This window comes from Kocuria sabuli (assembly GCF_040981185.1).
Taxonomy (GTDB): domain Bacteria; phylum Actinomycetota; class Actinomycetes; order Actinomycetales; family Micrococcaceae; genus Kocuria; species Kocuria sabuli.
In genome coordinates this window covers 197,874-221,096 of record NZ_JAVHZE010000002.1, presented here as the reverse complement: position 1 = coordinate 221,096, position 23,223 = coordinate 197,874, and the positions used below count along the sequence as shown (strand labels likewise).

The window sequence follows — 23,223 nt, the reverse complement described above, 5'->3', positions numbered from 1 at the left end:
GGGGGATCTGATCGGTGACGACGTCCCCAGAACAGAGCACAGTTCTTCTCGGTCCGCCCATCTGCGTGACCGTCTGTTGCATTCGCCAACGGATGGGCCGGCCAGCAGCACCGTCCCCACCTCCGGGGACTTCCCGGATCAGCGCCGCAGCGGCGGGTCCGCGTTCTCGACGAGGTCCAGCGCCTGCTCGGGGAACCATGCCCCGGCCGGCGGCGGGACCAGGCCCCACCCGGGATCGGGTACGCCCGGGCCCCGCCCGCGGTCGCACTCGCCGTCGGACTCGCCGGGGACCTTGATCCAGAGGAAGGCGTCGGCCAGCTCGTGACCCGTCTCCGTCGAGGGTGGCCGGCCCAGCCCCCGCCCCGGAGGATTGCACCACGGCTGGGGGTCGGGAGAGGACAGCTCCGGTGTCCAGGGCCCCTGCCCGTTGCGGCTGGTGTCGACGACGAAGTGGGCGAGATCCCCGGGGCCCGCGGGGCCGTTCGCCGCGTCGTCGACGTGCTCGGCGTACCAGGCGTCCGTCCGTCCCCACGTGGAGACGTCGTCCGCGGACGCGGGGTGGTACTGGCTCCCGCACCCGGCGAAGTTGCCCGGGTCCATCCTCGTACCGAAGTGGATGCACTTCGAGACCCATGTGCCGTACGCGAGCTGCTTCTCGGTGGTCTCGAAGTTGGAGACGTTCAGGGCGAAGCCGTCGGCGCGCTCCACGCCGGCCCGCACGAGCCGTTCCGCCGCGTCCCCGACGGCCAGCCAGCCGCTGTGCGTGCCGTCGAGGTACACGCGGGTGTCCGGCAGAGCCGTGAGGGCGTCCACGGCGTAGGAGAGCATCTCGAACCGGTCCGCCGCCGTGGTGCCGTCGGCACCGTCGGGTCGGCACGAGTCCGGTTCGCCGGTCGTCCCGGTGTACCAGGGGATCTGTCCCAGTCCGTCCGGTTCCAGGACGATCAGGGCCTTCCGGTCCTCGATCCCTGCGGCGAACCCGTCGATCCAGGCCTTGTACTCGGCGACGCTCGCCGCCCCGCCGGACGAGTACTGGGCGCAGTCGCGGAGGGGCAGGTTGTAGGCCACCAGCACCGGCGGGCGATCCTCGTCCGCGGTGGACGTCGTGCTTCGGCGCACCTGCTGCCGGACCTCCTCGGGCGTGCCCGAGACCATCCAGTCCGCCTGGGGGGTCGACGCCACCGCGCGCAGGGCCTCCGCGGACGCACTGTTCCCGGACGCTTCCAGCTGGGCCGCCTGGTCCAGCGCCTGCTCGACGCGGTTCGGCTGCGGGTCGCGGAACGTCATGCCGTTCACGATGCCCGCCGCCGCCGGAAGGCCCGCGAGACCGGCCACGGTGAGCAGGGCCACGGTGACGGCGACCCCCGCTCGGGGCACGGGGGAGGGGGGTCGTCCGGGCATGGGGGAATCCTCAGAACTGTCACTGGGCGTGGGGGCGCTCCGCGCAGGCACCGGGCCGATCCCGGTCCGGTGCCCTTCGGTGACAGTTTCTGGGGCGGTGCCCGGGGCGTCAATGGACGAAAGTCTCGAGATCTGCTGCTGCGGCGCCGGGACGGACCGGACGGCGAGCGCGACGGTCCTCTCCCCGGTGGCGGCGAACAGCTGATCTCCGGCAGGGCCGGAACGGGCGGCCGGCCTCGGCGGCGTCCAGCTTGTCGACGGCCGCGCCCGCCAGGCGCAGCTTCCTGTAGTGGGCGTTGCGCACGGCCAGCAGGGTGCCGCCGAGCACCGCGGCGATCGCCGAGCCGGTGAGGATGCCCGCCTTGGCGTGCTCGCCGTGCGCGCTGCCCAGGCCGAAGCTGAGCTCGGCCACCAGGAGGGAGACGGCGAAGCCGATGCCGGCGACCATGGCCAGGCCGTTGGACAGCGGCCGGAAGCGGTGCTCCAGGGCCGGGGCCAGACCCAGCTCGGGTTCCTCCTGCCGGATCACCCGCGGGGTGGCCTTCTTCACCGGCACCGCGACGCCCAGCAGCACTCCGGCGATGGTGGCGTGGATGCCGGCCTCCAGCACGAACAGCCAGGTGACGATGCCGATGGGCAGCAGGATGATCCAGGCCGCCCAGTGGTGCTCCATGGAGAACCCGGGGAACGTCTGGGCCAGGAGCGTGAACAGACCCAGCGGGACGAGCGCCAGGAGCGGTTGCAGCACGCCGAGGTCGTCGGTGCAGACGAACGCGATGATCATGATCGTGATGAGCTCGTCCACCACCGCGAGCGTCAGCAGGAAGGTGCGCATGGCCACGGGCAGCATCGCCTTGCGGATGTTGCGCAGCTCGCCGTGGACGAACTCGGTCTTGGGCTCCAGGCCCACCAGGAAGAAGAAGATCACCAGCAGGCCCTCCGAGGCCCACTTGCCCACGGTGTGGTCCAGGCCAGGGAAGTCGATGCCGATGTGCGTGTCCCGCAGACCGAAGTAGCCCTCCGCCAGCTGGCACGACGGGGCAGCGGCTCAGCGGCTCGCGAGCCAGGCCTCCGCCTCCCGGGACTGCAGGGAGAGGGCCTTGCTGACGTAGGGCTCCGCGGCGGACGCGACCTGCTTGCCGACGAACGGGATGTTCGCCTCCACGGTGCAGTCCACGTGCACCTCGGTCTGCTCGCCCTGCGGGCGCAGGGTCTGGTGGGCGCTGCCCGAGACCGGCAGGGACGCGACCTTGATGTCGCTGCGCACCACGCGGGACCCGTCCGCGGCCGGGGCCTCGTAGGCGTCCGTCTGGGTGAGGTGCAGGGCGGGCCCGACGAACCGCTGGGCGACGTCCGGCAGCCGGTCCGCGGGCATGGCGCGGACCGTGGTGACGGTGAACGCCCCGGTGGTCTCGCCCGAGCGCTCGAAGGACTCCAGGGTGGCGCCGGCCTTCCCTGCCACGTGGCGGACGAAGGCCTCGTCCGCGAAGGTCGCGACGACCTGCTCGACGGGAGCGGGGACGGTGGTGGACGCGGTGACGGCCATGGGGACTCCTTCTCGGGGTGCTGCGGCGCCGGGGCGCCGCGGTGGTGGATGCTTCCCCCCATCGTAGGCGGGCCTCCGGTCCCGGCCCGGGCGCTGTCGGGGTCCGGGAGTAAGCTGGAACCCGCGAACGTCGGCTGCTGCAGCCCCTTTGCCCCGCCAGCACTTCCCACAGCGTCCCAGGAGACTGTGCACCCATGACCTTGTCCGGACTGCTCGCCGCCCTCGGGGCGGAGCGTTCCTTCGCCAACATCCGCGCTCAGGCCGCCCTCCCGCCCGGGGAGCGCAGCCCCGAGACCGTGATCAGCGCCCCGGACGGGATGCGCCCGGTGCTCACGGCCCAGCTGCGCGGGGCCCTGGACGCCCCGGGAGCGGCCGACGACAGGGCGCCGGTGCTGCTCGCCGTCACCGCCACCGGCCGTGAGTCCGAGGACCTCGCCGCGGCCCTGGGCGCCTACCTGCCCGCCGGGGAGATCGCGGAGTTCCCGGCCTGGGAGACGCTGCCGCACGAGCGGCTCTCGCCCCGTTCGGACACCGTGGGCCGCCGCCTGGACGTGCTGCGCCGGCTGGCCGGCAAGGACCCCGAGCGCCCGCTGCGGGTGCTGACGGCCCCGGTCCGCTCCGTGCTGCAGCCCGTCGTCGAGGGCCTGGGCGAGATGACCCCGGTGCGCTTCGCCCGCGGGGAGGAGCTCGACTTCGACGCCGCCGTCACCGCCCTGTCCCAGGCCGCCTACGCCCGCGTGGACATGGTGACCCGCCGGGGGGAGTTCGCCGTGCGCGGCGGGATCATCGACGTCTTCTCCCCGGTCGAGGACCACCCCGTGCGGATCGAGTTCTTCGGGGACGAGGTGGACGAGCTGCGCTGGTTCGCCGTCGCGGACCAGCGCACCCTGACCGGCACGGAGCACCCCGACCGGCTCGTGGCCCCGCCGTGCCGCGAGGTGCTGATCACGCCCTCGGTGATGTCCCGTGCCGCGACGCTGCGTAACGCGCTGCCCGGTGCCGAGTCGATGCTCGAGCGGATCGCCGGCGGCATCTACGTGGAGGGCATGGAGTCCCTCGCGCCCCTGCTCGTGGACGGCATGGTCCCCGTGCTCTCGCTGCTGCCGCCGGGCTCGCTCGTGGTGGTCATGGAGCCGGAGAAGGTCCGGACCCGGGCGCACGACCTCGTGGCCACCAACGAGGAGTTCCTCCTCGCCGCGTGGGACTCCGCCTCCGACGGCCGGTCCGCGCCCATCGACATCACCTCCGCCGGGCAGACGGGCGACGACGAGGGCCGCACGCTGGCCTCCGGGTCCTTCCAGACCCTCGCCGAGGCCCGCTCCACCGCCCTCGACGCCGGGCTCGGCTGGTGGGCGGTCACCGCCCTCAACGTCAACGCCGTGGCCGGGCAGGACGTGGACGCGGACACCGCGGCGGAGGACGTCGCCCTGCTCGACTCCGACGCCGACACCCTCACCGTGGCCGCCCGTGACCCGCACGGCTTCCACGGCGATGTCGAGGCCATGCTGGAGTTCCTCCAGAAGCGGGTGGCCGACGGCTGGCGCGTCGTCGCCGTCACCGAGGGCCCCGGACCGCTGGCCCGGATCGCGGAGCTGCTGCACGACGCCGGCATCCCCGCGTCCCGCCGGGACGCGCTGGTGGAGGGGCCGCAGCCCGGGGTCGTGGAGCTCACCACCGCGGTGGCCGGCAAGGGCTTCGCCCTCGACGGCCCGCGGATCGTGCTGCTCACCGAGGCGGACCTGCTCGGCCGGTCCAGCCCGTACACCACCAAGGACATGCGCCGGCTGCCGGTGCGGCGCAAGCGCAACGCCGTGGACCCGCTCTCGCTGTCCCCGGGCGACTTCGTGGTGCACGAGCAGCACGGCATCGGGCAGTTCGTGGAGCTCATCCAGCGGCCCATCGCCGGGGCCATGACCAAGCCGGGACAGCCGAAGCCCGTACGGGAGTACCTGGTGCTCGAGTACGCGGCGTCCAAGCGCAACGGCCCGCGGGACCGCCTGTTCGTGCCCACCGACCAGCTCGACCAGGTCACCAACTACGTGGGCGGCGAGGCACCGACCCTGTCCAAGATGGGCGGGGCGGACTGGAACAAGACCAAGCGCGCCGCCAAGAGGGCCGTCAAGGACATCGCCAACGAGCTCATCCGCCTCTACTCCGCGCGGATGGCCTCCCGGGGCCACGCCTTCGGGGACGACACCCCGTGGCAGCGGGAGCTGGAGGAGGCGTTCCCCTACGTCGAGACCCCCGACCAGCTGACCACCATCAACGAGGTCAAGGCGGACATGGAGCGGGAGGTGCCCATGGACCGGCTGATCTCCGGGGACGTGGGCTACGGCAAGACCGAGGTCGCCGTGCGCGCCGCGTTCAAGGCCGTGCAGGACGGCAAGCAGGTGGCGGTGCTCGTGCCCACCACCCTGCTCGCCCAGCAGCACGCGGAGACGTTCACCGAGCGCTTCTCCGGCTTCCCGGTGCACCTGGCCGCTCTGTCCCGGTTCCAGAGCGCCAAGGAGACCAAGGAGGCGCTCGCAGGGCTCAGGGACGGATCCATCGACGTGGTGATCGGCACCCACCGGCTGCTGTCCAAGGAGGTGGAGTTCAAGGACCTGGGCCTCGTGGTCATCGACGAGGAGCAGCGCTTCGGCGTGGAGCACAAGGAGAAGCTCAAGGCCATGCGGACGAACGTGGACGTCCTGGCCATGTCCGCGACCCCGATCCCGCGCACCCTCGAGATGTCCCTGACCGGGATCCGCGAGACCTCCACCCTGGCCACCCCGCCGGAGGAGCGGCACCCCGTGCTCACCTACGTGGGCGCCTACACGGACAAGCAGGTCTCCGCGGCGGTCCGGCGCGAGCTCATGCGCGAGGGCCAGGTCTTCTACATCCACAACCGGGTGTCCTCGATCGAGCGCACGGCCAAGGCGATCGCCGAGCTCGTGCCCGAGGCGCGGATCGCCGTGGCCCACGGGCAGATGTCCGAGTCCCGGCTGGAGCAGATCATCGTGGACTTCTGGGAGAAGAGGTTCGACGTCCTGGTCTGCACCACCATCGTGGAGACCGGCCTCGACATCGCCAACGCCAACACGCTCATCGTCGACGGCGCCGACCGGTACGGGCTCTCCCAGCTGCACCAGCTGCGCGGGCGCGTGGGCCGCGGCCGCGAACGGGCCTACGCCTACTTCCTGTACCAGGCGGAGAAGCCGCTGTCCGAGACCGCCCTGGAGCGGCTCAAGGCCGTCGCCGCGCACAACGAGCTCGGCGCCGGCATGCAGCTGGCCGTCAAGGACCTCGAGATCCGCGGGGCGGGCAATCTGCTGGGCGGGGAGCAGTCCGGGCACATCGCCGGCGTCGGCTTCGACATGTACCTGCGGCTCGTGGGCGAGGCCGTCGCCGAGTACCGCGGGGAGGAGGACGAGCGGCCCACCGAGATGAAGATCGAGCTGCCGGTCAACGCCTACCTGCCGCACGACTACGTCCCGGGGGAACGGCTGCGCCTGGAGGCCTACCGCAACCTCGCCAACGCCACGACGGCGGAGGCGATCCAGGAGGTCGCCGACGAGCTCGTGGACCGCTACGGCGACGTCCCCGCCCCGGTGCAGAACCTCCTGGACGTCGCCCGCTTCCGGGTGCTCGCCCGGTCCGCGGGCCTGACGGACGTCGCGGCCCAGGGCAACACGGTCCGCTTCGCCCCGGCCGACCTGCCCGAGTCCCGGCAGATGCGCCTCGCCCGCCTCTACCCCGGGGCCCAGGTGAAGGCGGTGCCCGGCACGGACACCGCCCAGGTGCTCATCCCCAAGCCGAAGACCGCGCGGATCGGCGGGAAGGACCTCGTCGACCGCGAGATCCTCGACTGGGCGCGCGGCGTGGTCGAGGCGGTGTTCGCCAAGGAGCCCGCCGCCGCCTGAGCGGGCGGCACGGCCCCGCGGAACGATGTCGGCCCCCTCCCGGTGCGGGAGGGGGCCGACGTCCTGCGCGAGGGCAGGCGGTGACTACTCGACGGCCTTGCCGAGCTTGTCGTCGCGGTGGACGGAGGCCGTGTGCTCGTCGCGCTCGCGGACGCCGCGGGTGCCCTGGCCGAACTCCGCGGCCGTGGTGTCCACGCCGGCCACCTCGGTGCTCGAGGGGACGTCCATGGCGAGGGTGCGGCCGCCGCGGATCTTCTTGGCGGTGCTGCTCTGCAGGATGCTGACCGGGACCAGCAGGGCCAGGGAGTAGAGGACCAGGCCGACGATCCACAGCAGCGGGCTGTTGGGGTAGCTGGCGAAGGCCCAGAAGCTGCCGACCATGATGGCCAGGCAGGCGGCGAGGAAGACCAGGTTGTTGACGGTCCGCCCCTGGCCCGAGTGCGAGCGCACGCTGGCGCCGCCGGTCGGGGCGTCCGCGGACACGCTGGTGGACGAGTGGGCTCGGTTGGCCATGGATGGCACCCTTCTGGCGGTTCGGGGCGGCCGGTCATGGGGGCCGCGGAGACGTCGGAACCCATTCTAGTCGGTGGCTCGGACGCCTCGACCCACCGGGTGTCGATGACGGACGGCCCCCTCCCCGACCGGGGAGGGGGCCGTCCGTCGTCGTGGCCTACTGGGTGGCCTGGCCGAGCTTGTCGTCCTTGTGCTCGGAGTGGACCTCGGCGTCACGGGCGCCGATGTCGCGGGGACCGTCGTCGAAGCGCTGCGCGGTGGTGTCCACGCCGGCCACCTCGGTGCTCGAGGGGACGTCCATGGCGAGGGTGCGGCCGCCGCGGATCTTCTTGGCGGTGCTGCTCTGCAGGATGCTGACCGGGACCAGCAGGGCCAGGGAGTAGAGGACCAGGCCGACGATCCACAGCAGCGGGCTGTTGGGGTAGCTGGCGAAGGCCCAGAAGCTGCCGACCATGATGGCCAGGCAGGCGGCGAGGAAGACCAGGTTGTTGACGGTCCGGCCCTGGCCCGAGTGCGAGCGCGTGTCGGTGCTGCGGCCGTCGGTCGGGGCGTCCGCGGACGAGCTGGTGGACGAGTGGGCTCGGTTGGCCATGGATGGCACCCTTCTGGCGGTTCGGGGCGGCCGCTCGACGGGGCCGCGGAGGCGTTCGCGGCCAGTCTAGTCGTTCGCCGGGGGCGCGCGGCGGCCGGTCACGGCCGTGCCGCGGCCCGCCGGGAACCGGAGGGTTCCGGGCGGGCCGCTGGGGACGGGCCTGCGACGCCGGGGTCTCGGCCGGTGCCGGTGACTCAGCCGATGCCGGCGCCCCGGGCGGAGCCGTCGAGGGCCGCGGCGAAGTGGGCGGCGGCCTCCTGCTGGGCGGCCTCGGCCTTGTCGAGCACGGCGGAGGCACCGAAGAACTCGTGCATCACGCCCTCGTAGTACGTCGCCGTGGTGGGCACGCCGGCGGCCTCGAGGTTCGCCGCGAACTGCTGGCCCTGACTGCGCAGGACGTCCCGCTCGTCGGTGATCACCAGCGTGGGGGGCATCAGCGCCAGGGACTCCCGGGGCCAGCTCAGCAGGTCGATCCGGGGGTCCTGCGCCGCCTCGGGGACGCCCTCGAACGCGTGCATCGCCATCCAGGACAGCAGGGCGCGGTTGAGCGGGCGGCCGTCGGCGGCATCCTCCATGGACTCCCCGAACTGTTCGGGGGTGGTCAGCGGGTACACGCACACCTGGGCGGCCGGGAGCGGCTCACCGGCAGCCGCCAGCTGGAGGCAGGTGGCCGGGGCCATGTTCCCGCCCACCGACTCGCCGCCGATCGCCATCCGGGCCGGGTCCCCGCCCATCTGCGCGGCGTTGGCCACGGTCCAGCGCCAGGCGGCGAGCACGTCGTCGTGGCAGGCCGGGAACACGGCCTCGGGCGCCCGCCGGTAGTCGGGGGAGACCACGATCGCGCCGGTCTTGTTGGTCAGCCCGCGGCAGGAGGCGTCGTAGGTGTCGATGTCGAAGAGCACCCAGCCGCCGCCGTGGATCCACATGATGATCGGCAGCGGACCCTCAGCGGGGGTGGCGGGGGTGTAGACGCGCAAGGTCTGCTCGCCGCCGGCGGCGTCGGGGATCCGCAGGTCGGTCACCGACCCGACCGGCTCGGGGCCCTCCAGGCCCTGGTCCGCCATGACCTTCTTGACCGCGTCGTCGGGGCCCGGCTGGGCCCGGGCCTGCTCGGGCTCGAGGATCTCGAAGGGCTGCGGGCCCAGCGAGGAGTGGGCGTCGACGATCGCCTGGGCCTGGGGGTCCAGCAGACCGGAGGCGTCGGTGGCCAGTCGCTTCTTCTTGCCGGTCACCGCGGCCTTCGCCGCGTCGACCGGCTTCGCCACGGCACCGACCAGCTTCTCGATCCGGCCCTCGTCCGGGGCGTGCGGGTGCGGGGCCGGGGGAGCCTGGCGCTTGGCGGCCAGGAACTCCTTGCCCAGCTCGGCCATCCGCTCCGCGCCGACCTTGGCGCGGAAGGCCGGCAGCTCCTCCTGCTCCTCGTCCTCCACGTGGTGGCGGGTCACGGAGATCAGCTCGGTCAGGGCGTCCTCGAACTCGGCCTCTCCGGGCTCGGTCCTCCCGAGGGTGACCAGCAGCTCCTTGATGTCGCCGTGCTCCTCGCGGGCGTCGTCGTCGAAATCGTCCATCCCGAGCTCGCGCCACAGCGGGTACATCACCGTCTCCTCGGCGAAGGCGTGCAGGGACAGCTCGAAGCTGATCTGGTCCACGAGGGTGCGGCGGTCGCCGCGGCCGGCCTCGAGGTGCTGGAACTGGCGCTCGACGACCGCGTGGTCGTCGGCGATCAGGTGGTCGATGTCACCGGGCTGGGTGGGATAGGACAGTGCCATGGGTGGTTCTCCTCACAGGGACGGTGGGTCTCTCGCGCTCCGGTCCGCTGCCGGACCTCGATCCGGAGCGCCGGTAAGCAGCGCTGGGACGGACGGCGGGCGGACCCGGGCAGAAGCCGGAGCCGCCCGCGGAGCGGTCAGGGCGTGGGCATCCCGCCGGTCGCGGCGAGGGTCTCGCCGCTGACGTAGCTGGACTCCTGGGAGGCCAGGAACACGTATGCCGGGGCCATCTCCGCGGGCTGGCCCGGCCGGCCCATGGGGGCCTCGGAGGCGCCGAACTCGGGCAGGTTCTCCGGGGGCTGGCCGCCGACGATCTGCAGCGGGGTCCAGACCGGGCCGGGGGCCACCACGTTCACGCGGATGCCCTTGGGCGCCAGCTGGGCGGCCAGGGACTTGCTGAAGCCGTTGATCGCGTACTTCGTGGAGGCGTAGTCCAGCAGGATCGGCGCCGGCTGGTAGCCCTGGATCGAGGAGGCGTTGATGATCGCCGAGCCCGGCGCCAGGTGCGGCACGGCGGCCTTGCACAGCCAGAACATGGCGTAGACGTTGGTCTTGTAGGTCTCGTCGAACTGCTCGTCGGTCAGCTCCAGGATGTCCGGGCAGTGCTGCTGCTTGCCGGCGATGTTGGCCAGGATGTCGATCCCGCCCAGCTCGGCCACGGCGGTGGCGATGAGCTGCTCGCAGTACGCCTTGTCGGTGACGTCCCCGGGCACGGCCACGGCACGGCGCCCGGCGGCCTCGATGAGCTCCACGACCTCACGGGCGTCCGGCTCCTCCTCCGGGAGGTAGGACAGCACGACGTCGGCGCCCTCCCGGGCGTAGGCGATCGCCGTGGCGCGGCCGATGCCGGAGTCCGCGCCGGTCACCACGGCCCTGCGGCCCTCGAGCCGGCCGGAGCCGCGGTAGGTGGACTCGCCGGAGTCGGGCTTCGGACCCATCTCGCGCTGCAGGCCCGGTCCCTCCTGCTGCTGCTCGAAGCTGTCGTCGGGACCGGGGTACTGCTTCGTGGGATCCTGCATCGTGTACTGGTCGGACATGGGATTCCTTTCAGGGAATTGGATCGTAAGACTGCTTTCGATCTACGCTGGCACTCTCTTGTAGAGGTGTCAACATGGGGGGTCGGATGTTCAGCGTTTGTTCAGGAACGCCGGTGGTGTCGTCGGCCGGCGGGGAGGTGGGGTGGTGACGGGCTCCTCCGGCGCGACGCCGCCGGAGGGCGACCCCTCCGGCCTCCCGCCCGTCCAGGACGCCCAGGAGCTCGCCCGCCTGGCGGCCCTGCACGAGCTCGGCCTGCTGGAGACCGCCCCGGAGGAGCACTTCGAGCGGATCGTGGCCCTGGCCCGACTGGTCTTCCAGGTGCCCGTGGCCGCCATCGCGCTCGTCGACGCGGACCGGCAGTGGATCAAGGCCGCCTCCGGGCTGGACGCCGGGGTCGCGGTGCCCCTGCGGTACTCGCCGTGCCACTACACGGTCCAGCAGCCGGGCGCCCTGGTCCTGGAGGACACCGCACGCGGGACCCGGGGAGCGGACACGACGGTGGTGCGCCAGGGGATGCGCTTCTACGCCGGGCAGCCGCTGCGGGCGCGCACGGGGGAGCGCGTCGGGTCGCTGTGCATCATGGACACCGTGCCGCGGACGTTCGGCGCGGACGAGCAGGAGGTCCTCGCCCAGCTCGGGCAGCTCGTCGAGCGGGAGCTGGCCGCCACCGGCGAGCTCGCGGCCGCCGGGGCCGCCCAGCGGATGCTGCTCCCCGCGGGGGCCGTGGGGGTGCCCGGGTACGAGCTGGCCGGCCGGTGCACACCGGCCCGGCGCGCCGGCGGCAGCTACTTCGACTGGCACGCCGAGGACGGTCAGGTGCAGCTCGAGGCCGCCGACGTCCTCGGCGCCGCCTCCGCGGCGGTCGCCTCCGGTCTGCGCGCGCTGCTGCGGGCCACGGGTCCGGGGCGCGCCCGGCGACGGCCGGTCGAGCGGACGGTCGAGCGCTCGGCGGTGGGGGCGCCGGCGGCCGCCGACGGCACCGGGGCCTTCGTCACGGCCTTCGCGGCGACGCTCGACGCGAGCAGCGGCACCGTCGTCTACGTCCTGGCGGGGTACGGCGCGGCACTGGTCCTCGGCGCCGACGGCGGCGTGCGACGGCTGGCCGGTTCCGGGCCGGCCCTCGGGCTGTCACCGGCCTACGGCTCCGGGTGGGACGTGCGCACCGCCGCCCTGCGCCCGGGGGAGACCCTGCTCGTGCTCACCGACGGGTTCCTCGACCTGCGCCCGGACGCGCCGCCGGCCGGGGGCCTGGACACGGTCGCCCGGCGCTATCCGGGCGGGATCGGGGCCGACGAGGCGGTGGACCTGGCCACGGCGTGGGCCGTGACCGAGGGGCACCCCATCGACCTCACCGTCCTCGCCCTCCACCGGCTGCCCGAACCGTCCCCGTCCACGGGACCGGGGAGCGGCTGACGGGCTCCGTCCCGTCCCGGGACGAGGGACCGGTGCGGACGTCCTCAGCCGACGAGCGCCGGGCCGCTGCTGGCGCCGATCCGGGAGGCACCCGCCTCGATCAGCGCGAGGGCGTCCTCCCGGGTGCGGATCCCCCCGGAGGCCTTGACCCCGACGTCCGGGCCCACGGTCTCGCGCATGAGCCGCACGTCCTCCACGGTGGCGCCGGCGGTCGAGAAGCCGGTGGACGTCTTCACGTAGTCGGCGCCGGCGGCCACGGCGGCCCGGCAGGCGAGCACCTTCTGCTCGTCGTCCAGCAGGCACGTCTCGATGATGACCTTCAGGGCGGCCCCACCCGCGTGCGCGGCCTCGGCGACCGCCGCGATGTCCCGCTCCAGGGTCTCGCGCTCACCGGCCCGCGCGGCGGCGATGTCGATGACCATGTCGATCTCCTGGGCTCCGGCGGCCACGGCCGTGGCGGTCTCGAAGGCCTTGACCTCCGTGGCGGACGCGCCCAGGGGGAAGCCGACGACGACGCACGTCAGCACGTCGCTGCCCGCGAGCTGCTCCCGGACGAAGCCGGCCCACAGGGGGTTGGTGCACACCGAGGCGAAGCCGTACTGCCTGGCCTCCGTGCACAGGGTGGCGATCTGCTCCCGCGACGCCTCGGGCTTGAGCAGCGTGTGGTCGATGTAGGAGGCGAGCTGGGGGGTGGTCACGGGCGGCCTTTCGACGGTCGATCGGGTCGCGCCCAGCCTACCGGCCGGACCCGCGGGGGAGGCTCCGGGTCCTGCCACTGCGCCCTCCGTCCGAGGTGGACCAGGAGTCCGCCGGGCGCTCAGGGCCTGACAGCGCGGTACGAAACGGCTATGCCGCGATGATCGGATCGGCCGATGTCCAGAACCCGGATGCCGACCGGCTCCCAGTGGTTCTCGTCCGCAAGCTGATGGTCGATGCTCGCTCCGAGGGGTGCCGGCACGGCCGTGGGCCAGGTGCCGACAGCCCCTCGGCCGAGGTGCGAGCCGGCGTCGAGGCACCCGTCGCCGATGACGTGTGAGATCTGCGCTGATGTCGCGTTGAAGTCTCCACCGACGATCGCTGACTCACGGCTGCAGGCATCGACGGCTTCCTGCAGCTGTTGCCCCCAGGTCGTCGAGGGCACGTCACCCGGAACCGGTGCGGGGGGATGCACCGCGCTGAGCGCCGGACCTCCCGTGGCTGTGGCCTGCGCAGCCGAGCCGGCGCGGTCTCCGGGCACGATCGTGAGTGACCCGTATGCCAGTGCAGGACCGGGTACCTCGTAGTACGCGCCGAGCCGATCGTCGACGATGATCGCGACCTCGTCCTCGCTGTCGAGAGCGGTCCCGCTCGCGGTGAACAGCTGGCTCCGCTGACCGTGGCGTCGCAGCCGGTCGACGATCTCGGCCGCGACCGCGCCGTTGGTCTCGACCAGCATCACCGCATCCGCTTCCGCCTCGACAGCGGCTCCAACGATGCTGGATGCGTCGGTTCCTCGTGCATTGAAGGAAAGGACCGTCAGGTCCGCGCGGCCGCTCGGCACCGTCGCGAGGTCTGCCGGCAGAACTCCCCCTGCGCGGACGAACACCGTCACCTCGATCAAGAGGATGCTCAGGAGCAGAACGAACACCGTCCGCTGTGCGGTCCGGCGAGGACCGGAGGATGATGCAGCGCGGCGCAACCGGGTGGCGGTCACAAGCGTGCAAATGCCCAGTACCACGATCCAAACCCCTGGGAGGGCGTCCAGCTGAACGACGGGGTACACGTCCCACAGGCCCAGGTTGCCCGGCAGAACCAGGATCACCGCCGGGCCCAGGACCGCTACTGCGCACAGCAGGAGAAGGACACCTGCGAGGCCTGCGCCCGGGCGGCCACGAGACGATGAGGACATCAGTGACCTTTCGTCGAGGGTGGAGCTGGCCCCTCATGCGCGCCGTACCAGCACAGTGCTGGAGCCGGTGGTGTCGTCGGGTGGTGCGTGGTCATGATTGGTCGCTTCACCTGATGCGCCTCCAGTTCTTGTACGTTGGTGCCCTGCCAACCGCGAGTCGCGCCGTCGTGCCGACTCGTCCTGATCACCGTGATGTCTCCTGTGAGCGCCGGTGGTCGCGTGCCTGATTCGACGAGGAGGCGTGGTGATCGGTCGTCCTGCCACAGGAAGCCCCGGGATTTCTCTCGTTGCCGTGCCCCGCCCGAAGGATCCCGCCGCAGACAGTTCCGTGGTCGTCCAACAGGCAGTCGACAGGGCTGCGCGTTCCGGTGGGGCGGTGGTCTGCCTTCCCGAAGGACGACTGAACCTGAGCCGCCCCCTCGTCCTCAGGGACAACGTGGAGCTGAGAGGGGCAGGCGCTGCCACCGTGCTGAAGGCGTCCGCCGGTTTCCTCCGGTCCCAGGGGCCGTACGGCGGTCACCCGCTCATCACGACCGACGGCGCCGCGAATGTGACCATCCGGGACCTGACAGCGGATCACAGCGGTGACGTCCTGGACGGCAACTCCACCGGCGGGCGCCTGTACGAATACTTGATCGACGTCCGGAACTCGGTGAACGTCAGGGTCGAAGGAGTCCGGACCAGAAATCCCTTCACCTACTCCATTGCCGTGGTCGGCAGCAACCGTTTCTGCATTCAGCACAACGACACGACCGTGGCCACGAGCGGTAAGTACGACCAGCTCGACGGTATCCATGTCCTCGACTCCAATGACGGGCTGGTTGCAGCCAACCGGGTCGACCAGGGTGCGGGCTCGGACGGGGACGACGGTCTGGTGGCGCACACCATGGGCGGAACAGTGCACGACGTCACCTACAAGGGGAATACGGTCCGTGGCGGCAGACATGGCGCGGCCATGCAACTGGCTCTCGGCGACGGAGGCATCCACGACATCACCGTGGTCGGGAACCGGTTCTGGGGATCACCTGTCGGCGTCCATACCGGCTACTACGAGGGCGACGGGCCGGTCGGCAGGATTCTGGTGCGCGGCAACACGTTCGTTGACATCCCGGGTTGCTCTGTCGACGTCTTCGGGCGTCTCTCGGACATCACCGTGACCGACAACGTTCACTACCGCAGTGGTGCGATCAGGGTGGGCGCAGGGAAAGGGAACCGCATCAGCGGGAACGCGTTCCGTTCTTAGTTCCTCGGAGCGGGCGTCAGCTGGGGGCATAGTACGTCTCGGGAGCAACAGGGATGGCGCCGTCCGGAAAGAGCGCCGGGGCTTGGGAGCCGTACTGATTGATGTGCCGCTCCTTGCGTGCGGGTTCTGTTTCCCAGCTCCATGCGGCCAGCCGGTGCTTCCGGAGGAAGCTCTCGTCCGGAGACGCCGACTGGTTGTAGGGAAAGTCCGAGTAGTAGACCACGCGTTCCGGGAACTCGGTCCCCACGGCGCGGGTGATCAAGTGGTCCACATGTCGGCCCACCCCCACCGGGCAGAAGAGGAGTTCGGCTTCGGTCTGCTCCAGCAGGTTCGACACCCTGTTCCGGAGCTGCGCGACCAAGGCCCGGTCACCGCGAGAGATCCGACCGAGCGCAATGTCGAAACGGTACGTGGGATAGAGGTGGACGAGCTCGGGCAGCATCCTCGCCAAGGGACCCAGTGCGGTCCTGACCTTGCGGTTCTGCCGGAACAGGGCATCAGTGACACCGAGGTGCTGGTGCCGTGCTCCGATCCCGGAGAGGGCCGCCTCATCCTCGCTCCGGCGTTCCTCGAACAGGGCCATGGCGTCATGCCCCGAGCACTGGTGCAGGAAGCTGCGGGCCGCCCGGGTGTGGGGTGGAGGCTGCGCTTCCGTGAAGACGGTGGCAACAGTGATGTCACGCCGGATCGCAAACGAGTCCATCAGCGACCCGCAGGAGAGTACGGCGTCGTCCAGGTGCGGAGACAGGAAAAGCCAGGGGGTGTTCGTGCTCAACGATTCCTCAAGGCGTGCGGGAACTGCCATGAATGCCTTCCTTTCGCATGATCGGCATGAACTTCCAGCGTGCTGCGGGGAGCATCGGGATCGCGGCCCGGTAGGCGGCGGTCTGCTGGGAGGCCAGAGCGTCCCAGTCGAAGCGGGTCGCGAACTCGCGTCCCGTCCGTCCTGCATCCTCCAGTTCCTTCGGCCGGTTGTAGCGCAGCACGATCTCTGTCGCCAGGGAAGCGGCGTCGAAGGGCTCGACGAGCCATCCGCAGCCGGATGGCACTACCTCCCGCAGGCAGGGAATGTCGAAGGCGACGGTCGGGGTGCCGGTCGCCAAGGCCTCGATGGCCACGAGGCCGAACGTCTCGTGGCGTGAAGGGATGACCGCCAGCCGAGCGTTGCTGAGCAGCTGGAACTTGTCCGCCCCGTCGACCCAGCCCGTGAACCGGATGCTCTCCTCCAGTCCGCTGTCCCTGACCATCCTGCGTACCAGTTCCTCGTCCGGACCGGCTCCCACGATGACGAGATCACCGTCCACGTCCTGATGGGCACGCTCCCAGGCCTGGAGGAGGAGGTCCAGCCCCTTGCACAGCATCTCCAGCCGCCCTATGTACACGACGTCCCGTCCCAGTTGCGGCCGGACCTCCAAAGCGCGGGGGTCCAGACCGTTGCCGATGACGTCGATGTGGGCTCGTTGGTTCAGTGCCTGGAGCGCTTCGGCCGTCCCGCAGGAGACCGCCACCATCCTGCTGTGGGCCCTGACTCCCACTCGCTCCACGAGGTGGAAGGGCAGCCCGTACTGACGCGACTTGTCCTTGGCGTGCAACCACTGGACCACGGCAATGGTCGGCTTCCGCGTCCACAGAGGGGCGGCCATGGTCGAGAACGGCGCGAAGAAATCCTCGACGACCAGGTCGCAGGTGCTGCGGCGGCGACGGACCTCCCCGGGCAGCCGGAGCACATAACCGAGCAACCGCGACAGCTTCGTGCGGCCCTGTCCGAAGCCGAGAGGTACGTACTGGACACCGTCCTGCCAGCGCTCGACCGCGCCGGGATAGCCCGTCGTCAGGACGGTGACGTGGTGGCCATCCGCGACGAGACGCTTGTTGATCTCATGTGTCCTCACAGAGCCGCCGCCGGCGCCGGGCATCCGAGGATCCTCGAAGCCCAGATGGAGCACCCTCAAGCGTCCGGAGGGACCACCGATCGCAGGCCCCTGCTGCGCAGCGGACGTTTCCGGCTCCTGGCTCCCGGTCGCTGCCGACATGTTCCGTCTCCTTCTGTTCGTACAGGTTGCATGGCGAGGTTGTCTGGGAGGCCCCGCTGGAGTCACCGATATGCCGAAATGGCCTCGCGGTATTCGTCCAGACTCATCTGCCGGGGGTCGCCGAACAGGTCGTCCTCGAAGGCCCAGAGGAACGCCGAGAGGCCGCACTCAGCGGCGTAGCGAGGTGCGTGCTGCATCTGGTCGCGGAGGTTGTCCGATTTCGGGTCTCCGCCCGTGCCGGGTGCGCGCGGCGAGCCCGGATTCTCACCGATCACCTGGAGTCCCGCTCTACGGGCATTGGCAATGGTCCAGCGCGACGCGGGCCAGCGTTCCACGTCCGGTTGGGAAACCAGATCGACTTGGTGGTCCATCGGACTGCAGGCGTCCGTAGCGGGCCGCTCGGACCGGGCCTGCACTGCGGTCGCATCGTCCAGCCCGGTCACGCCCGCCAGAAGGTCGTCGGTGCCGATACCCTGCGCCAGGGCCGGCAACTGGTCCGGATAGTAGAGTCCGCGTTCGAGACTTCCGTCCCGATCGGCGGTGCCGTCCAGCCCGGAGGCAATTGCTCTTCGGAGATCGGCGGGCAGAACGCCTCGGCCGGCGAGCGGCACATGCAGCTTGCCGGTGAAACCCAGATCGCGCAGCATGTCCGCCTGCCAGACCACCGCATCGACAACCGCGCCCGTGTACCACCTGAACCACGTGGCCACCTGGTCGTCCGTCACGGGCTGGCCCTGCCAGGTGCTGTCTCCCGGCACCCAGCCCGCAAGCGGAGCTCTGTCGACGCCGGGGGGCAGGCCGTTGCCGGTCTTCGCGGCATCGTTGAACGCCCAGAACCCGGTCTCGGAGATCAGGTCGCCCTGACCGCCACCGGGGTAGCCGAGTTCACCGGCCTCACTGGTTCCCAGACGGACGGCATGGATGGATTCCTGCGGCGCCAGTTCCAGGACGTTGGCGGCATGTCGTTCGAAGGCCCAGCGGACGTCTTGGCTGAAGACGATGTTGGGAAGCTGCCCCGGATGGGTGTTGCCGGCCTGGTCCAGGTACTCCCCGTCAGGCAACTTGCTGACCCAGTCCGGAGCGTACTGGAGCCCGAGCCCGAGGATGACCTTGATGCCGGCGTCCCTGCAGGTGTCGATGGAGGTCGCCAGTTCATCGGCATAGCTCTGATCGAGGCGGCCGGGGTCGGGCTCGAGCCGATCCCACCGGACATCCATCTGCGCCAGTTCCACCCCGGCCCGGTGCAGTGGCCCGACACGATCAGCAGCGCAGTCCGACCCCAGGACGCCGAACGACATGCCGGGCGCGATCGAGTCGGGAGTGTCCCGTTCGCAACCGACCAGTACTACCATCGCGGCAGTCAGTACGGCGACGGTGCGGATGGTCCACGCGTGGCCGGCTGGGTGTGGCGATTGGGGCACCCGCTCACCTCTCCGTCTCGTAGTTCGCCGACGGGAGCCCGATGCCCGCGTCTGCCGCCTCGCTCAGCTCGTCCTCACTGACCCGCCACAAGGTGGTGGCGCCGTTTGTGGGCCCATCGAAGCTGACCACCTCGGTAGCGGTTTCCGTCAGCCAGTCGAGCATCTCCGGTCGGGCATAGCCATAGCCCTGCATCGTCGGCGTCTTTTGCGTCAAGATGTATTCGACGCCGTTCTGCTCCATGAGCTGCGGATCCGGCCAGGCGCCGAAGCGCGGGTCATCCGAGAAGGCGAATTCACCGGTGCTGTTCGTGACGCTGACCCTGGCATCGGCGGGGAGATGATCGTCCATCCACGCCCGGAACCGTGCGTAGCCGTTGTCCGTGGTGGTTTCCGCCCGGACTCCCAGGGTGACTGTCAGCAGCGCGAACACAATCGCGACACCGGTGACCGGTCTGGTGAGGGATGGCCGACCTTCGCAGACTTCCATGGCGCAGACGGCGAGGCTCAGAATGCCGGCGACCATGACCGGGTAGCCGTATTGCTCCTCGAAGGTGCCGAAGGCGGCGCAGTACAGGCCGAAGACACCCATCACCAGGCCGACCAGCCCGATCAGCCGCCGCTCGGGACGCGCGCTGAGACAGACGAACAAGGCAGCCAGCGGACCGAGTCCGAGCAGGACATAGCTCGTTCCGAAAGTCCCGGCCTGGTCGATCAGGCGGCCGATCAGGCTGGGGGAGCCTTCGGCGTTGAACCCGGTGAGCTGTTCGAAGCCCAGGAAGCGGCGGACGCCGTTGGTCTTCGCCCACAGCCAATCAGCGAACATGTCATGCGCGCTCAGAACCGCCAGGTAGGCCAAATACGGTACTGCCGACCCCATCAAGATGACCGCCGCCTCACGCGAGGGCAATGTTCGTCGCCACACAACGGACAGCATCACGGGAGCGACGGTGAGGAGCACGAAGACATCCTTTGTCAGGACGCCGTACCCCAGCAGCAGCCCGCCGAGTGCCATGGAGAACAATGCGGGCCGGGTGGTCCGTCGCATCATCAGGGACACGATGATCAACAGGCCGATCAGGACCACGGCCGTCCCGAGGGTCTCGATGAAGACACGGCTGTTGTTCCGCAGCACGAAGGGTTCGAAGGCGAGAACCACCGCGGTGATGACCGCAACCGGAGCGTTGGTCAGTCTGCGGATCAGCAAGAAGGCCACACCCACGGAGAGCGCCCCGACGAGTGCGTTGAGCCATCGCAGGTCGTACACGAGCTCGAAGCTGTTGCCGGACAACCCGAGTGCTCTGATCGCCATGCCTTCGACGAGGAAGAACCCGGGAGGGTGGAGAAAGAACGGACCGTCCGGCAGGTTCGGCAACTCCCCGTAGCTGACTGCGCGCCCCAGCTCTGCGTAGAGCATCTCGTCCACCCAGAGTTCGAAGGCGCGGGTCAGCCCGATCGCCCGGACGCCGAAGGCGGCCGCTGTGACTGCTGCGAAGGTGGCAAGCGCGGTGGTGACGCGTGCACGAGACTCTGCGCCCCGGGCCGGCCACCGCCTTCTCAGGACGCCCACGATCCGCAACAGAGTGCGGTTCTCGGCCCGTTGCAGGGCGAGAACCAGCACGCCGGCCGCGGTGGTGGCCAGGAGCCAGATCAGCGGGACAGCGGCGGCCATGGCCAAGAGGCCGGTGAGGACGGCGGTGGCGATGAGAGCACCACGGATCGTCCCTGCCTTGCCCGGCGGTAGTTTCGGCCGGGCGATCACGACCAGGACGGCAGCGGCGATCAGCGAGCCGACGGCCGATCCGACTGCCAGTCCACTCACACCATCGACCTGCCAGCCGACGGCGATGCCGCCGGAGACGAACAGACCGGCCATCAACAGACCCACCTGGCATCTCCGGTAGTGGCGCAGGGCGAGAAGAATGGTCGCCAGCACGGACATCGTGGCGTACCCGAGCCCGGCGGCAGCCAGCCAAGGCAGCAGACCCAAGGAGGAGTGGTACCGCTGTGGCAGCACCAAACCCATGAGGGGGTGGGGTACGGTCGCGATCACGATCGCAGCAGGCAGTGCAAGGCCGGCGAACGACCGGAGGGCGTGAGCAACGATGTTCTCGGTGTCCACGTGCGGACTTCGCAGGAGTGGGAACGCCACCAGAGCGGTGCCTGCTGCGACGTACACCGGCCCCTTGGCGATGGTGGCCAACGCCTGGAATCCGGCCGCAGCGTCCGACCCGTCGTCGAGGAAGGGGATGATCACCACGTCGAGGCCGACGAGCACCGACACGACGCACAGGACCAGCGCGATGTCGCCTGTCTCCGACCACCGTCGCCGTTGTTTCAGGACGGGCAGGCGGAGCCGGAGATCTCGATAGAACGAGGAAGGCACGGCCAGAAGGGCCAGGGCCCCAAGGGCGAATCCCAGCACTCCGCCGGTGGCGCCCCAGGCGAGAGCCACCACGAGCACACTGAACCCCAGACGGACCGTGATCTCGCCCAGCGCCAGCAAAGCGTATCTCTTGAACCGCAGCTCGCCCTGAAGCCAGCCCTGAGGAGCAGCCATCAAGAAAAGCACCAGAGCAGAGAGCGCCACGGCCATGGCCATGGGAGCCGGTGCAAATGCCGCCGTCAGGACTCCCGTCACAAGGGCGGCAGCTGCTCCGATCAGTAATGACACCAGCAGTGCGAAGGCGATGCCGTCGCGCCGGCCAGCGGAACCGGCTGGATGCGCCGCCACCGCGTGCGAGAGCGGAAGCGGCACGAGAGCCGAGGCAATGGTCCCCACTATTCCGAGCAGCATCTGCGCGGCTGCGAAGTCGCTGTACTGGGCGGACCCGAGGCTGTTGGCCATCAGAAGCGTGCACGCATAGCTGAGCGCCCCTACCAGGGCCGCCGAGACCGAGAGGAGTGCATTGTTCTCGGAGATGACTGCAACATCGGCTGAGGCAGGATTTTCCGGGTACTTACTGCGCGCGCTCGGAACAGCGACAGCCTCGTCCCCCACGAGGGCTGGTGACGTCATGGAATTCCTGTCGCTCCCTGGGTGGAGGTTCGTCCGCGCGACGGGCGTCCGACAGGACCGGCAAGCAGATCGCTGAGCTCGACCGGCCGGAGTTCGGCGTCGTCGACCCCCATGTCCGCCAGCACCTGCGCCGTGTCGAACTCATCGCAACCGTTGAACAGCACCGTGACCTTGCCACCGTCGTGGACCACCTCATCGGTCGGCCGCAGGTGCGCACGCAGATCTGTGCCCGGCGGCAGCCCGAACGCGGCCATGGTGGACAGGTCCGTGCGGCTGCCGCGGCTCTCCGCCAAGGACCGATCCTGCCGCAGCGCTGCTTCCTGGAGCACTCCGGCCAGCAGCGAGGCACTGCGTTCCCACGTGAAGCAACGGGCCCAGTCCTGGCAGGCGCCGGCGATCTCCCGCGCGAGGCTTTCGTCGGACAGAGCGCGGAGCTTGTCGATGAGGGCGTCACCGTAGTCACTGGGACGGTCCACGAGCCATCCTGTTTCCTCGTCGACGACCGAATCGCGAATGCCCGGGACACGCAGGGCCAAGCAGGGCACTCCCCACGCCGCGCTCTCGATCACGGAGAGGCCCCACCCCTCGGCGGCAGACGTGATGGCGGTCAACCACGACCCGTTGAGGAGCTGGTCACGGACTGCATTGGGCTGAAATCCGTGGAACTTGACGGTCGAGTGGAGTCCCAGGTCCGCCGCGATCTGCTGCAACCGTCCCCTCTCCGGACCGTCACCCACGATGTTCACCCGTAGGCGCGGTATGGCCTGCGCGACGACGGCGAGCTGACCGAGCAGGAGGTCGACCCGCTTGTGCGGCACCAGTCGTGTCACGACGGTGACGGTTGGATCCGGGTCCCGGGGCCCGACCGTGTGAGGTACTTCGATGGTGCCGTTCGGGACCACGAAGATCGGTCCGGGAAAACCGAGTTGGCGGCGCAGCTCCCGTCGGGTGGACGGCGAGACTGCAGCGATCGGACGCCTGCCGTACACCCACCGTGACGCGGTGCCTTCCAAGAACTTGCCGAAGGCAGCCATCGGCGCTGAGAACCGGGTGCTGAACTGGTCCTGATGGACATGGTGGACGACCTGTACCACCGGGATCTTCCTGGGTGCCGCCAACGGCGAGAAGAAGGGAATGCCGTTCTGGCAGTCGACGACGGCGTCGAAATCACCGCGCGACCGCACCAGTTTCATGGCCGCCATCGGATACACGCTCAGCGTGCCGCCCATTCGCAGGATCTTGACCCCGTCCACGGTGTCCCTCGGGCCCTGTTCCCTGCCCCTGCCTGTGAACCAGGTGACGTCAGCTCCGGCGGCCACCCATCGGCGCGAGATCTCGTGCATGTACTTCTCGGCGCCGCCTGCAAGCGGGTGTTTCGTGTCCCGCCAGTTCAGGACCAGTATGCGCTGGCCCGACACGCTGCCGAGAGCTTCGAGGTTCGCTTCCAT

The 23,223-nt window shown here is 70.3% G+C and carries 17 protein-coding genes; 3 read left to right on the top strand and 14 right to left on the bottom strand.

From position 1 onward, the window contains the following. Positions 1-138 precede the first annotated feature (138 nt). From RE027_RS03215 to RE027_RS03205, 3 genes are all read right to left on the bottom strand, one after another. The gene (locus RE027_RS03215; RefSeq protein ID WP_368806793.1) at positions 139-1,401 is read right to left on the bottom strand and encodes a glycoside hydrolase family 6 protein; all 1,263 of its coding nucleotides are present in this window, start codon (positions 1,399-1,401) and stop codon (positions 139-141) included. 109 nt (positions 1,402-1,510) lie between these two features. Next, the gene (locus RE027_RS03210; protein ID WP_368806948.1) at positions 1,511-2,428 is read right to left on the bottom strand and encodes a Na+/H+ antiporter NhaA; all 918 of its coding nucleotides are present in this window, start codon (positions 2,426-2,428) and stop codon (positions 1,511-1,513) included. A 21-nt stretch (positions 2,429-2,449) separates the two neighbouring features. Further along, entirely contained in the window at positions 2,450-2,947 is a 498-nt protein-coding gene (locus RE027_RS03205) for a DUF2505 domain-containing protein (protein WP_368806792.1), read from the bottom strand. A 194-nt stretch (positions 2,948-3,141) separates the two neighbouring features. On the opposite strand from RE027_RS03205, the gene mfd reads away from it, so the two are divergent. After that, positions 3,142-6,849, top strand: a complete 3,708-nt coding sequence (gene mfd, locus RE027_RS03200; protein ID WP_368806791.1) for a transcription-repair coupling factor — start codon at positions 3,142-3,144, stop codon at positions 6,847-6,849. A gap of 84 nt (positions 6,850-6,933) precedes the next feature. On the opposite strand, the gene RE027_RS03195 is transcribed toward mfd, so the two are convergent. The 4 genes from RE027_RS03195 to RE027_RS03180 all read right to left on the bottom strand — a co-directional run bounded on the left by RE027_RS03195 (position 6,934) and on the right by RE027_RS03180 (position 10,760). Then, complete coding sequence (locus RE027_RS03195) at positions 6,934-7,362, bottom strand: hypothetical protein (RefSeq protein ID WP_368806790.1); 429 nt, start codon at positions 7,360-7,362, stop codon at positions 6,934-6,936. Positions 7,363-7,519: 157 nt separating this feature from the next. After that, positions 7,520-7,954 (bottom strand): hypothetical protein, encoded by a 435-nt coding sequence (locus tag RE027_RS03190; protein ID WP_368806789.1) that lies wholly within the window; start codon positions 7,952-7,954, stop codon positions 7,520-7,522. Between the two features lie 194 nt (positions 7,955-8,148). After that, positions 8,149-9,723 (bottom strand): alpha/beta hydrolase fold domain-containing protein, encoded by a 1,575-nt coding sequence (locus tag RE027_RS03185; protein ID WP_368806788.1) that lies wholly within the window; start codon positions 9,721-9,723, stop codon positions 8,149-8,151. Positions 9,724-9,860: 137 nt separating this feature from the next. Then, positions 9,861-10,760, bottom strand: a complete 900-nt coding sequence (locus RE027_RS03180) for an SDR family oxidoreductase (RefSeq protein ID WP_368806787.1) — start codon at positions 10,758-10,760, stop codon at positions 9,861-9,863. A 145-nt stretch (positions 10,761-10,905) separates the two neighbouring features. Here RE027_RS03180 and RE027_RS03175 point away from each other — a divergent pair, with 145 nt between their 5' ends. Then, positions 10,906-12,174, top strand: a complete 1,269-nt coding sequence (locus RE027_RS03175) for a PP2C family protein-serine/threonine phosphatase (RefSeq protein ID WP_368806786.1) — start codon at positions 10,906-10,908, stop codon at positions 12,172-12,174. Positions 12,175-12,218: 44 nt separating this feature from the next. On the opposite strand, the gene deoC is transcribed toward RE027_RS03175, so the two are convergent. Both deoC and RE027_RS03165 read right to left on the bottom strand, forming a co-directional pair. Continuing rightward, positions 12,219-12,872, bottom strand: a complete 654-nt coding sequence (gene deoC, locus RE027_RS03170) for a deoxyribose-phosphate aldolase (protein WP_368806785.1) — start codon at positions 12,870-12,872, stop codon at positions 12,219-12,221. Positions 12,873-12,991: 119 nt separating this feature from the next. Beyond that, positions 12,992-13,975, bottom strand: coding sequence for an endonuclease/exonuclease/phosphatase family protein (locus RE027_RS03165; protein ID WP_368806784.1), 984 nt, complete (start codon positions 13,973-13,975; stop codon positions 12,992-12,994). Between the two features lie 331 nt (positions 13,976-14,306). Between RE027_RS03165 and RE027_RS03160 the strand changes: the two genes are divergently transcribed. Continuing rightward, positions 14,307-15,305 carry a right-handed parallel beta-helix repeat-containing protein gene (locus RE027_RS03160; RefSeq protein WP_368806783.1) on the top strand — a complete coding sequence of 333 codons (999 nt, stop codon included), beginning with the start codon at positions 14,307-14,309 and terminating at the stop codon, positions 15,303-15,305. Between the two features lie 16 nt (positions 15,306-15,321). Here RE027_RS03160 and RE027_RS03155 read toward each other — a convergent pair whose 3' ends face one another. The 5 genes from RE027_RS03155 to RE027_RS03135 all read right to left on the bottom strand — a co-directional run bounded on the left by RE027_RS03155 (position 15,322) and on the right by RE027_RS03135 (position 23,223). Then, the gene (locus tag RE027_RS03155; RefSeq protein WP_368806782.1) at positions 15,322-16,110 is read right to left on the bottom strand and encodes a PIG-L family deacetylase; all 789 of its coding nucleotides are present in this window, start codon (positions 16,108-16,110) and stop codon (positions 15,322-15,324) included. After that, positions 16,088-17,338, bottom strand: coding sequence for a glycosyltransferase family 4 protein (locus RE027_RS03150; protein ID WP_368806781.1), 1,251 nt, complete (start codon positions 17,336-17,338; stop codon positions 16,088-16,090). Before RE027_RS03150 ends, RE027_RS03155 begins: the two co-directional genes overlap by 23 nt. A gap of 62 nt (positions 17,339-17,400) precedes the next feature. Further along, on the bottom strand, positions 17,401-18,690 hold the full coding sequence (locus RE027_RS03145; RefSeq protein ID WP_368806780.1) for a beta-galactosidase: 1,290 nt from the start codon (positions 18,688-18,690) through the stop codon (positions 17,401-17,403). A gap of 73 nt (positions 18,691-18,763) precedes the next feature. Continuing rightward, positions 18,764-21,775, bottom strand: a complete 3,012-nt coding sequence (locus RE027_RS03140; RefSeq protein WP_368806779.1) for a glycosyltransferase family 39 protein — start codon at positions 21,773-21,775, stop codon at positions 18,764-18,766. Continuing rightward, positions 21,772-23,223: a glycosyltransferase family 4 protein gene (locus tag RE027_RS03135; RefSeq protein WP_368806778.1), complete on the bottom strand. Its 1,452-nt coding sequence runs from the start codon at positions 23,221-23,223 to the stop codon at positions 21,772-21,774. The genes RE027_RS03140 and RE027_RS03135 overlap by 4 nt, the downstream gene beginning before the upstream one ends.